Source organism: Piscicoccus intestinalis NBRC 104926 (genome assembly GCF_001515525.1).
Classification (GTDB): domain Bacteria; phylum Actinomycetota; class Actinomycetes; order Actinomycetales; family Dermatophilaceae; genus Kineosphaera; species Kineosphaera intestinalis.
Map to the genome: position 1 here is coordinate 1 of NZ_BCNQ01000145.1, position 11,400 is coordinate 11,400.

The 11,400-nt window shown below is 73.6% G+C and carries 9 protein-coding genes and 1 pseudogene; 1 reads left to right on the forward strand and 9 read right to left on the reverse strand.

Annotated features, from left to right (window positions below; all coding sequences use genetic code 11):
* From PINTE_RS17615 to ruvC, 4 genes and pseudogenes are all read right to left on the reverse strand, one after another.
* Nucleotides 1-450: pseudogene (locus PINTE_RS17615) on the reverse strand (protein translocase subunit SecD); the annotation flags it as partial.
* Nucleotides 451-772: 322 nt separating this feature from the next.
* Nucleotides 773-1,993 carry a Holliday junction branch migration DNA helicase RuvB gene (gene ruvB / locus PINTE_RS17620; RefSeq protein ID WP_068433381.1) on the reverse strand — a complete coding sequence of 407 codons (1,221 nt, stop codon included), beginning with the start codon at nt 1,991-1,993 and terminating at the stop codon, nt 773-775.
* Nucleotides 1,990-2,610, reverse strand: coding sequence for a Holliday junction branch migration protein RuvA (gene ruvA, locus PINTE_RS17625; RefSeq protein ID WP_068433383.1), 621 nt, complete (start codon nt 2,608-2,610; stop codon nt 1,990-1,992). The genes ruvB and ruvA overlap by 4 nt, the downstream gene beginning before the upstream one ends.
* On the reverse strand, nt 2,607-3,212 hold the full coding sequence (gene ruvC / locus PINTE_RS17630) for a crossover junction endodeoxyribonuclease RuvC (protein WP_068433397.1): 606 nt from the start codon (nt 3,210-3,212) through the stop codon (nt 2,607-2,609). The genes ruvA and ruvC overlap by 4 nt, the downstream gene beginning before the upstream one ends.
* Nucleotides 3,213-3,515: 303 nt before the next feature.
* Here ruvC and PINTE_RS17635 point away from each other — a divergent pair, with 303 nt between their 5' ends.
* The gene (locus PINTE_RS17635; RefSeq protein ID WP_245643031.1) at nt 3,516-5,072 is read left to right on the forward strand and encodes an Hsp70 family protein; all 1,557 of its coding nucleotides are present in this window, start codon (nt 3,516-3,518) and stop codon (nt 5,070-5,072) included.
* Nucleotides 5,073-5,182: 110 nt separating this feature from the next.
* On the opposite strand, the gene PINTE_RS17640 is transcribed toward PINTE_RS17635, so the two are convergent.
* The 5 genes from PINTE_RS17640 to PINTE_RS24830 all read right to left on the reverse strand — a co-directional run bounded on the left by PINTE_RS17640 (nt 5,183) and on the right by PINTE_RS24830 (nt 11,254).
* A complete protein-coding gene (locus PINTE_RS17640) occupies nt 5,183-5,950 on the reverse strand; it encodes a YebC/PmpR family DNA-binding transcriptional regulator (protein WP_068433386.1) in 768 nt (255 codons plus the stop codon).
* A gap of 167 nt (nt 5,951-6,117) precedes the next feature.
* Nucleotides 6,118-6,732 (reverse strand): pyridoxal 5'-phosphate synthase glutaminase subunit PdxT, encoded by a 615-nt coding sequence (gene pdxT / locus PINTE_RS17645; protein ID WP_068433388.1) that lies wholly within the window; start codon nt 6,730-6,732, stop codon nt 6,118-6,120.
* Between the two features lie 189 nt (nt 6,733-6,921).
* A complete protein-coding gene (locus PINTE_RS17650) occupies nt 6,922-7,767 on the reverse strand; it encodes a DUF3152 domain-containing protein (RefSeq protein WP_068433392.1) in 846 nt (281 codons plus the stop codon).
* Between the two features lie 1,238 nt (nt 7,768-9,005).
* Nucleotides 9,006-9,935: a pyridoxal 5'-phosphate synthase lyase subunit PdxS gene (pdxS, locus tag PINTE_RS17655; protein ID WP_084343751.1), complete on the reverse strand. Its 930-nt coding sequence runs from the start codon at nt 9,933-9,935 to the stop codon at nt 9,006-9,008.
* Nucleotides 9,936-10,474: 539 nt separating this feature from the next.
* Nucleotides 10,475-11,254: a hypothetical protein gene (locus PINTE_RS24830; RefSeq protein ID WP_157087339.1), complete on the reverse strand. Its 780-nt coding sequence runs from the start codon at nt 11,252-11,254 to the stop codon at nt 10,475-10,477.
* Between the last annotated feature and the right edge of the window lie 146 nt (nt 11,255-11,400).

Consider the following 11,400-nt stretch of genomic DNA (forward strand, 5'->3'; position numbering starts at 1 on the left):
GGGGCTCGCGGTCGGGCTCGCGGTGCCGCCGGTGGGGGTCGCCGTGGGCTCGGGTTGCGCGGTCGCGGGGATCGCGAACAGCACCGGGCGGAACCGCATCTGCGACGACTGGCGCAGCGCCTCCTCCTGGGCGCGGGTCATCTGCCCCGGCACGGCGACGACGACGTTGTTGCCGAGGGTCGCGACCTCGGCCTCGGCGACGCCCTGCCCGTCGACGCGGGCGCGGATGATGTCGACGGCCTGCGCGAGCTGTTCGGTGTTGACCTCGCCGGCCTCGACCTGCGGCTGCAGCACCATCTGCGTGCCACCCTCGAGGTCGAGACCCAGCAGCGGCGTCAACTGCGAGTTCGACCAGGTCGCGGCCGCGCCGAGCGCGCCGCCGAGAGCCAGCACGATGAGCAGCATCCAGGCCAGGGACCGCCGGAACGGTCTGGTGATCGCCTTCGCCACCGCCTCAGACCCCGATCCTCGCGGTCGACGTGCTGCTCGGCGTGCCTCGCCCGGCTCGTTCCATGACTCGTCCCATCAGTGCTGTGTGTCGCGGCTCGGTCTGGCGCCCCGGCTCTGCCTGGCGCCTCGTGGCGCGAATCCCCCGCCGGCCCGACGCGGGCCACGCAGGTCACGACGGCCTCGGTCGAGTTTAGGTGACGCCCGCCGCCGGAATCCAACGAGCCGCGCCGTGCGCGAGTGCCCCGTCTCCGGAGTGTGTTTGTGCCTCCGAGAAGCCTTGCTGCGCCGCGGGATTCATCCGGCTCCGGGGCGGTCGGCGAGGTCAGTCGGCGAAGCGGCCGAGGCCTTCGTCGCCGAGCGGGAGACGGCCCTGGCCGCCGACCGACCCCCCGGAGCCCCCGGAGCCCCCGGAGCCGGAGGCGCGGTCGCCGAAGGCGGCGGACTCGGCCGACGGAGGCGGGGTCAGGCCCAGGTGCTGCCAGGCCAGGGGCGCGGCGGCGCGGCCGCGGGGGGTGCGCACCAGAAAGCCCTCGCGCACGAGGAACGGCTCGGCCACGGTCTCCACGGTGTCGGGCTCCTCGCCGACGGCCACGGCCAGCGTCGACAGGCCGACGGGCCCGCCTCCGAACCGGCGGCACAGCACGTCGAGCACGCCGCGGTCGAGCCGGTCGAGGCCGCGGTCGTCGACGTCGAAGAGCGCGAGGGCCGCCTGCGCGGCGCCGAGGTCGACGACGTGGTCACCGTGCACCTGCGCCCAGTCGCGCACGCGCCGCAGCAGGCGGTTGGCGATGCGCGGCGTGCCGCGGGAGCGCCCGGCGATCTCGGCCAGGCCCTGCGGGGTGTGGTCGACCGACAGCAGCCCGGCCGAGCGCACGAGGATCGCCTCGAGGTCGGCGGTGGCGTAGAAGTCGAGGTGTCCGGTGAAGCCGAACCGGTCCCGCAGCGGGGCGGGCAGCAGTCCGGCGCGGGTGGTGGCGCCGACGACGGTGAACGGAGCCAGTTCGAGCGGGATCGCGGTGGCGCCGGGGCCCTTGCCGACGATGATGTCGACGCGAAAGTCCTCCATCGCCAGGTAGAGCATCTCCTCGGCGGGGCGGGCCATGCGGTGGATCTCGTCGAGGAACAGCACCTCGCCCTCGGTGAGGCTCGACAGGATCGAGGCGAGGTCACCGGCGTGCTGGATCGCCGGACCGCTCGTCACCCGGATCGGCACCTCCAGCTCGGTGGCGACGATCATCGCGAGCGTCGTCTTGCCGAGCCCGGGCGGCCCCGAGAGCAGGATGTGGTCAGGCGTCGAGCGGCGGCGCTTGGCGGCCTCGAGCACGAGCGAGAGCTGTTCGCGCACCCGCGGCTGCCCCGGGAACTCGCTGAGCCGGCGCGGCCGCAGGGCCGCCTCGACCCGACCCTCGTCCTCGGGCAACGGGTCGGGGTCGACGATCCGGGCGGTCACGTCGTAGGAGCCGTCGTCGAACGCGCCCGGCTCGGAGTCCGACGCGCCCGGTCGGCCCGATCGCTCCGGACGCCCGTCGCTCGCCCCGCTCATCGGCCGAGTTCCCGCAGCGCGGCGCGCAGCGCGACCGCCACCTCGGGCTCCTCACCGAGCTGGGCGGCGACCTTGTCGACGCCGGATTCGGCCTGCTTGGCGGTCCATCCCAGCCCCACGAGCGCCTCGGTGACCTGGGCGCGCCAGGCCGCCGGAGCCGGCACGAGCGGCGCCCGCTCGCCAGTGCCGCCCGAGTCGGCGGAGCGCGCGGCCGCCAGCGCCCCCACCTTGTCGCGCAGCTCGAGGACCAGCCGCTCCGCGCCCTTGCGCCCGATGCCCGGCACCTTCGTCAGCACCCCGACCTGCTCGGCCGCGATCGCCTGGTGCAGTTGCGCGGGGGTGAGCACGGCGAGCATCGCCAGCGCCAGCCGCGGACCGACTCCGGAGACGGTCTGCACGAGTTCGAAGGTGGCCTGCTCGTCGGCCTCGGCGAACCCGTAGAGGGTCAGGGAGTCTTCGCGCACGACCAGGCTCGTGCTGAGCCGGATCTCCTGGCCCTGGCGGGCGGAGGCGGCGGTGGCCGGGGTCGTGTGCACGAGCAGCCCGACGCCGCCGACCTCGACGACGAGGTGGTCGAGCCCGACGACGCCGACGCGTCCCGCGACCGAGGCGATCATCGGACGGCCCGGCGCGCGGTCACTCCGGCGCCACTGGCGCGACCGGTGCGCGATCGGCCGCCACCCGGCACCCCGGCGGCGGCGAGCCGGGTGCGCTCGGCGCGGGAGGCGGCCTCGATGCGGCCCTGCATGCCCCCGCGCCACACGTGGCAGACGGCGAGCGCGAGGGCGTCGGCGGCGTCGGCGGGTTTCGGCGGCGCGGGCAGCCGCAGGATGCGGGTGATCATCGTCGTCACCTGCGCCTTGTCGGCGCGGCCGTTGCCGGTGACGGCCGCCTTGACCTCGCTGGGGGTGTGCAGCGCCAGCGGCAGCTCGCGGCGCGCGGCGGCGATCATCGGCAGCGCGCTGGCCTGCGCGGTGCCCATGATCGTGCTGACGTCCGAGCGGGCGAACACGCGCTCGACCGCGACGGCGTCGGGACGGTGCAGCTCGAACCACTCCTCCAGCTGGCTCTGCAGGTTGAACAGCCGCTCGTGCACCGGGTCGCCGGTGGGGGTGCGCAGCACGCCGACGGCCACCAGCGTGAGCGGTCGGCCCAGACTGCCGTCGACGACACCGAGCCCGCACCGCGTCAGCCCGGGGTCCACCGCCAGCACGCGCATCACCCGGCCTCCTTCGCTCTCGCATGCGAACATCTGTTCGTAGGCCACCCTAACGAGTCGGTGTCGCGGGTGCCCCGAGCGACACCCGCTCCCCGGCGACCGCTGCCGCGCGAACGACCGCCGCCGAGCGAGCGGCCGCCGCGCTGTCTCGCGCCGGTCCCCCGCACCCCCTCTGCCCCTGCGCCGTCCCACGCCAGGTGCTGCACCTTCTCCCTCGCCGAGACGGTCTCGGACGCGTTCGCATGCCGGACTAGGGTTTTCCGCATGCATCTGGGTGTCGACTTCGGAACTACGCGCACAATCGTGGCCTACGCGGATCGGGGCAACTACCCCGTCGTCACTTTTCCCGACCTCGACGGCGACGCCCAGGAATACGTGCCCACCGTCGTCGCGCTCGACGGCGACGACCTCGTCTTCGGCTTCGACGCCCTGCGCGCGGCGCGCGACGGTGCGGTGCCGCTGCGCTCGTTCAAGCGGGCGCTGGCCTCCCCCGAGGTCGGGCCGCACACGAGCGTCACCGTCGGCGGCCGGCAGATGCCGCTGCTCGACGTCATCACCGGGTTCGCCGCCGCGCTGCGCCGCGAACTCGCGACGGTTTCCAGCGTGCGCGACCTGCTCGACGTCGCCCCGCAGGGCCCCGGCACCTCCGGCCTCCCCGCCGTGCCCCACCCGCAGCCGGTCACGGCCGCCATCGCGGTGCCGGCACACGCGCACGGCGCGCAGCGCTTTCTGACGCTCGAGGCGTTCCGCCGCGCGGGCTTCGAGGTGACGGCGATGATCAACGAGCCGTCGGCCGCCGGGCTGGAGTACAGCCACCGGCAGGGCCGGACGCTGAACTCCCGGCGCACCCGGGTGGTCGTCTACGACCTCGGCGGCGGCACGTTCGACGCCTCGCTCGTCAAGGTCGACGGCACCGACCACGAGGTGCTCGACTCCCTGGGCCTGAACAACGTCGGCGGCGACGACGTCGACGCGGTTCTCGCCGCGTGCGTGCTGGACGCCGCGGGCGCGCAGCGCGAGGCGCTGTCGGACGCCGAGTACGAGGAGCTGCTCGGCGAATGCCGGGAGGCCAAGGAGCGACTCTCCCCGCAGGCCAAACGCCTGGTCATCGACCTGCAGGGCAGCCCGGTCGTGCTGCCCGTCGCCCGGTTCTACGAGGCGGCGACCCCGCTCGTCGAGCAAACCGTCTCCGCGATGGGTCCGCTGCTCGGCATGCTCGGGGAGTCCGACACCCCCGACCTCGCCGACATCGCCGGCATCTACCTCGTCGGCGGCGCCAGCGGACTGCCGCTCGTGCCGCGACTGCTGCGCGAGCACTTCGGCCGCCGCGTGCACCGCTCGCCCTACCCGGCCGCCTCCACGGCGATCGGCCTGGCCATTGCGGGCGACCGCGGCGCGGGCTTCTCGCTGACCGACCGGCTCTCGCGCGGCTTCGGGGTGTTCCGCGAGGGTGACGCCGGGCGGCGCCTGAGCTTCGACCCGCTCATCGGCCGGGAGGCGGTGCTGCCGGCCGCGGGCGCGGAGCGGGTCGTCATCACCCGCCGGTACGTCGCGGCGCACAACGTCGGCTGGTTCCGGTTCGTGGAGTACGCGGCCCTCGACGACTGGGGCGAGCCGCGCGGCGACATCGTGCCGTTCGCGCACGTCGTGTTCCCGTTCGAGCCGTCGTTGCAGGGCCTCGACGACGCGGCGCTGCGGGCGGTGCCGGTCGAACGCCGCGACGGCGGACCGCTCGTCGAGGAGCGCTACACGATCGACCCGAACGGCCTCATCGAGGTCAGCCTCACGTGCGTCGACACCGGGTTCAGCCAGACCCACGCCTTCCGATCGGAGTCCGAGCAGCGGGTCGGCGCCCGCTGACCGGCGCGCGCCCTCCACGCGCGGCCGCCCCTCAGCGCGCAGCGGCCCCCGCACGCGAAGACCCCGCGCCCCTTCCGGGGTCGCGGGGTCGTGTCACGAGTGGGTCCGGCTCACTCCTCGTCGAGCTCGGCGGCGATCTCGTCGGAGACGTCGCCGTTGACGAAGACGTTCTGCACGTCGTCGCTGTCTTCCAGGGCGTCGACGACGCGCATCATCTTGCGGGCGCCCTCGACGTCGAGCTCGACCTGCAGGTTGGGCACGAATTCGGCCTCCGCAGACTCGTAGTCGAGCCCCGCCTCCTGCACGGCCTTGCGGATCGCGACGAAATCGGAGGCCTCGGAGACGATCTCGAAGCTCTCACCGAGGTCGTTGACCTCCTCGGCGCCCGCGTCGAGCACGACCTCGAGCAGCGAGTCCTCGGTGAGCGCCCCGCTCGACTGCTCCTTGGGCACGACGACGACGCCCTTGCGGTCGAACACATAGGAGACCGATCCGGGGTCGGCGAGGTTGCCGCCGTTGCGGGTCAGCGCGGTGCGCACCTCGGAGGCAGCCCGGTTGCGGTTGTCGGTGAGGCACTCGATGAGCACGGCGACACCGCCGGGCGCGTAGCCCTCATACATGATCGTCTGCCAGTCGGCGGCGCCGGCCTCGGCGCCCGAGCCGCGTTTGACCGCGCGGTCGATGTTGTCGTTGGGCACCGAGCTCTTCTTCGCCTTCTGGATGGCGTCGTACAGCGTCGGGTTGCCGGCCGGGTCACCCCCGCCGGTGCGGGCCGCCACCTCGATGTTCTTGATGAGCTTGGCGAACAGCTTGCCGCGCTTGGCGTCGACCGCCGCCTTCTTGTGCTTGGTGGTGGCCCACTTGGAGTGCCCGCTCATACGTTCCTCTCGGATCAGGTGCCCGGCGCGGCCGCGTCGCTCTGAGGTGCTCTGGCTCGGCGCCACCGGGTCGCTCGCGAATCGCAGACCATCTTAAACGCGTGCCCCGGCCGCCCTCCTCGCGGCGACGTGGGGGTGCGGCGCCAAGGCACGCGGTGGTCGGCCGGCTACGCGGGTCGGCTGCTCTCGCGGACGAGCCGCACGAAGTACTCGTGCACGCGCGCGTCGCCGGTGACCTCGGGATGGAACGAGGTGGCCAGCAGGTTGTCCTGGTGCACCGCGACGATACGACCCGCGGCCGGACCGGCCGGCACGGTCGCCAGCACCTCGACCTCGTCGCCGACCCGCTCGACCCACGGCGCGCGGATGAAGACCGCCCGCACGGGCCGCTCCGGCTCCGTCAGCGCGGGCATCGTCAGATCGGTCTCGAACGAGTCGACCTGGCGGCCGAACGCGTTGCGGCGCACGGTGATCGCCATGCCGCCGAGGGTCTGCTGGTCGCTGGTGCCGTCGAGCACCTCGTCGGCGAGCAGGATCATGCCCGCGCACGATCCGTACACCGGGAGCCCGGCATCGATCGCGGCCCGCACCGGCTCCCGCAGTTCGAAGGCGCGCATGAGCTTGTCGATGACCGTCGACTCCCCGCCCGGGATGACGAGTCCGTCGAGCGCGGCGAGCTCGCTGGGGCGGCGCACCGGCACCGGTTGGGCGCCGGAGGCGAGCAGCGCGTTGGCGTGTTCGCGCACGTCACCCTGCACGGCGAGCACGCCGACGGTCACCACGGCGGAGCCGGACCGATCGGTCGGGCGCCGGGCAGACCAGGAGGTGGGCGGCGCGGTGGGCACGCACAGAAGTCTAGGCCGTCGCCCCTGACCAGGTTGACGGAGCCGGGTCGATCGGGCCGGGCCGATCGAGCGTGGCTGATCGAGCGTGGCTGATCGAGCCGGAGTGCGTCCACCGGAGCCGGTGGCTCACCCGCGCGCCGCGGCCGCCTCCCGGTCCAGCGGCCAGGCGTTGAAGCGGCAGCCCTTCAGGCCCTTGGACTGCTGCATCATGACGGCGGCGCGGTTGCCGCGCCCGGTGCAGCCATTCGCCGGGTGGCCCAGCCCGAGCCAGTGGCCGGTTTCGTGGTTGACGACCATGTGCCGGTAGGTGCGCAGGTCGCCGGTGAACGCCGGGGTCTTCTTACGCCACGGGGTCTCGTTGATGATGACGAATCGCCCGACGCGGCAGGAATACTGCGTCGAGCAGTTCGAGGAGAACGCGGGCAACGTGCGGGCCTGGGCGAGCACCAGCGTGAAGTCGCCGCCGGAGCGCACCCGCTCGAACCGCTGGTAGGCGCGGGCCCACCCCCGGGAGTCGGCGTAGGTCGCGGCCGCCTGGCGGGCGAACAGGTCGACGTCGGCGACGAGCTTGCCGCGTGTCTCGATCGAATAGGTGTTCACGCGGAAGACGCTCAGCGTCGGCAACTCGGCGCTGGCGACCGCGGTGCCGCCGCGCACGTAGGCCACCCGGTAGCGCACCGGCCCGGCGGTGTGCGGCGGGGTGATGCGCGCCGACCACCGACCACTGGCGCCGACCTCCTTGCGCAGCACCGGCTTCCAGGTCTCACCCACGCGCCGGTCGAGCCGCACCGTCCCGGCCGCGCCGCCGTCGGCGTTCTTCACCCGACCCGACAGCCCGATCGACTCTCCGATGTCCAGGCTGCGCGAGCCGCTCCACCCCGCCGCGATCGACTGCCGCGCGGCCGGCAGCGCGCTCGCCGCGGTGGCCTCGTTCGTGGCGGCGGCCTCGGCCGTCGCGGTGGTCTCGGCCATGGCGGTGGTCTCGGCCGTGGCGACCGTAGCGGACGCGGCCGTAGCGGACGCGGCCGACGCGACAGACCCGGCAGACGCGACAGACCCGGCCGACGCGACAGACCCGGCAGACGCGACAGACGCGACAGACCCGGCAGACGCGGCCGACGCGACAGACCCGGCAGACGCGGCCGACGCGACAGACCCGGCGGACGCGGCAGACGCGGTCGCCGCAGGTCGCGCGCTCGCCACATCGGCCAGGCCGGTGGCCCCCACCGTCGCAGCGGCGACGGCGGCGAGCAGGCGCAGCGCGGCCCGCAGGGCGATCCCGCTCAAGGCCCGCTCGCGGCGGGTCCGCTCGGTCGTGCGATCGAATGCCATGCCCGTCCCCTTCTCGCTGCCTGCCCGGCCGACGTCGTGGCGCGTGGGCGCTCACGACGGCGGCCGCTCGGGAACGTCCCCGGGTCGACCGCCTCCCCCAGTGTGCCGTCCACCTGCGATTTCGCGAGTACCCACAAAGCGGGCACCCGTCCGGCAGTAAGGAATCCGCGACGTCTCCAGGCGCGCGAGGGCTCTTGTCGTGCTCACCGAAGCGCGCCGCAGTGCCCCGACGGGCGATTCCGCCAGGCCGCTCGCACCCGTCCGTTGCATGCAATCGACACGCCGACCCCGCCCACTTCCCTGAAAACTGCGCCTCGCGGTGAGAACTGCTGTCCGTGCCGCAGTTCCGACTGTGACCCGCAGTTTCCAGGGTCGTGCGCGCGGGCGGCGGGCAGGCGAGGCGTCGACCCCGTGCGGGCCGGTAGGCGTCGGGACCCCGTTCGGGCGGGGAGGCGTCGGCCCCCTTCGGACTGGCAGGCGTCGGGACCCCGTTCGGGCAGGGACACGTTCGACCCAGCTCTGTTGGCCCGTCGAGCATCGCGAGCCCGGCCGTGAGCGCCGCGTGGGTCCAGGCCCACCGACCAGCCACCGTTCGGACTATCACCGCACAGCGGCCGCCGTTCGGCACAGCTCGCTGACCAGCGGCTTTGTCCGAGAGCCAGGGGTCGGGCGGCCGGCGGTGATAGTCCGAGCGGTGTCCACAGCCCCGGCAACCACCCAGCCCAGAACCGCACACGAGGACAGGCAGTGACCTCTCGAGGTCCGTCGAGCGGTCACCAGCTTCGGCGAGGGCGCGCCTCGAGGCTGTGACCTGCGGCGTTGCGCCGCGCAACCAACGTGACCGCTCGCGAGCGGTCAATCACCCGTTCGCCGGAGGGCTACCAGCCGCGCTCGGCGAGCCGGTGCGGCGCGGGGATGTCGTCGACGTTGATGCCGACCATGGCCTCGCCGAGGCCGCGGGAGACGCGGGCGATCGTGTCCGGGTCGTCGTAGAACGTCGTCGCCTTGACGATCGCCTCGGCGCGCTGAGCCGGGTTGCCGGACTTGAAGATTCCCGAGCCGACGAAGACGCCCTCGGCGCCCAGCTGCATCATCATCGCCGCGTCGGCCGGGGTCGCGATGCCACCCGCGGTGAACAGCACGACCGGCAGCTTGCCGGCGCGCGCCACCTCGGCGACCAGCTCGTACGGCGCCTGCAGGTCCTTCGCCGCGACGTACAGCTCGTCGGGCGCCATCGAGCGGAGCCGGTTGATCTGCGCGCGGATCGAGCGCATGTGGGTCGTCGCGTTGGAGACGTCGCCGGTGCCCGCCTCCCCCTTGGACCGGATCATCGCCGCGCCCTCGGTGATCCGCCGCAGCGCCTCGCCGAGGTTGGTCGCGCCGCACACGAACGGCACGGTGAACGCCCACTTGTCGATGTGGTTGGCGTAGTCGGCCGGAGTCAGCACCTCGGACTCGTCGATGTAGTCGACCCCGAGCGACTGCAACACCTGCGCCTCGACGAAATGCCCGATCCGCGCCTTGGCCATGACGGGGATCGAGACGGCGGAGATGATGCCGTCGATCATGTCGGGGTCGCTCATCCGCGACACCCCGCCCTGCGCGCGGATGTCGGCCGGCACGCGCTCGAGGGCCATGACGGCGACGGCACCGGCGTCCTCGGCGATCTTGGCCTGGTCGGGCGTGACGACGTCCATGATGACGCCGCCCTTGAGCATCTCGGCCATGCCGCGCTTGACCCGCGCCGTGCCCTGCGTCGTCGGGCCCTGCGGCGCGATCGCGTGCTCCAGTCCGTTCGCGCCGTTCACCGAGGTCGGAGCGCCACCGGGAGGCTGAGTCAGAGTCACAGGGGTGCCTTTCACGCAGAGCTACACACGGGTCGCGGCGCGGGGCCGCCGATGCCGGGCCAGTGTAGATCGGTACCCCGTACGCCCCGGAGCCCGCCTCCGCGTCGGGGGTCGACGCACCGTGGTCTCCGGATTGGTCTCCGAACTGCGCGGCACGTCTCAGCAGGTGGGTGCCCCGTCTCGGCTGCCGGAACGAGACCGGGCGACTGCCGGCGAACCTGCTCCGCGGAGCCGGTTTCGTGGCAACCCGGCGGTCCCGCCTGATGGCACAGGCTCACGTGCGAATAGGGGCGACGCGAACGGGGCGCGCGGCGACGAGGCGGCGCGGCGACGAGACGGCGAGACAGCGCGGCGACGAGGCGGCGCGAACGGAAGGCGCCGCGCCCACGTCGCTGAAAACTGCGTGTCGTGGTCGGAACTGCAGTCCGGACCGCAGTCCTCACCGCGACACGCAGTTTTCAGCGAGGTTCGGGGGGCGTTCGGGGGCGGTTCGCGGGAGTTCAGTCGGCGTCGTCGAACTCCATGGTCCGGGGTAGGGCGGCGCGGCCGGCGAGACCGAAGACGCGGACCGCCGGGTTGCCGCGCAGGTGCTGCACGTCGACGACGGCGTCGTTGTAGAACCGCCGGGCGAGTTGCACGCGCCGGTGGGCGTCACGCACCCGGCCGCCGGCGTCGTCGGGAGCCTCCGTCGAGCCGGAGACCCCAAACACCCCGGACACCCCGGACACCCCGGACACCCCGGACACCCCAGACACCCCAGACACCCCAGACACCCCAGACACCCCAGACACCCCTGAGCCCCCAATAACCCCGGGGTCCCCGGACACCCCGGAGACCCCCGAGCCCCCGGGCACCCCAAACACCCCGGAGACCCCAGGAACTCCGGAAGCACCGGCACCCCCCGACACCCCCGACCCCTCCCCACGCTCGGCGAGGAAGCCGAGCGCGTGCCGCATGGTCACGCTGAGGTCGCTCTCCAACGCCTCGCGTTGCGCGAGTTCGCCCTCGGCCCAGTCGAGTCCGCGCATGTCGTCGGCAGCGGCGTCGAGGCAGTCGGTGGCGGCCCCGGCGAGCAGCAGCGAGGTCGCGGGGTCGAGCGCGGCGCTGTTGGCGAGTTCCACGCACGCCTCCGCGCGACGCACGAGCTGGGCGTCCAGCGCCGCCAGCGCGCCCTCGGCCCGCGTGTGCAGCCGGTGCAGCCGGGCCGCGGTGTACGTCAGGTACCACGCGATGAGCACCAGGGCGGCGAACGCGAGGGTGACGATCTCGACGGCGCTCACGAGCCGCCTCCGAACAGCCCGCTGCGCCACGACGAGACGATCGACCGGTCCGCGTGACGCCCGTCGACGGCCCCGTCAACGGCCCCGGCGGCCCCGGCGACCCCGGCCCCGCGCCCGCTGCGGTACGGCCCCGGGCGCCAGCGGGC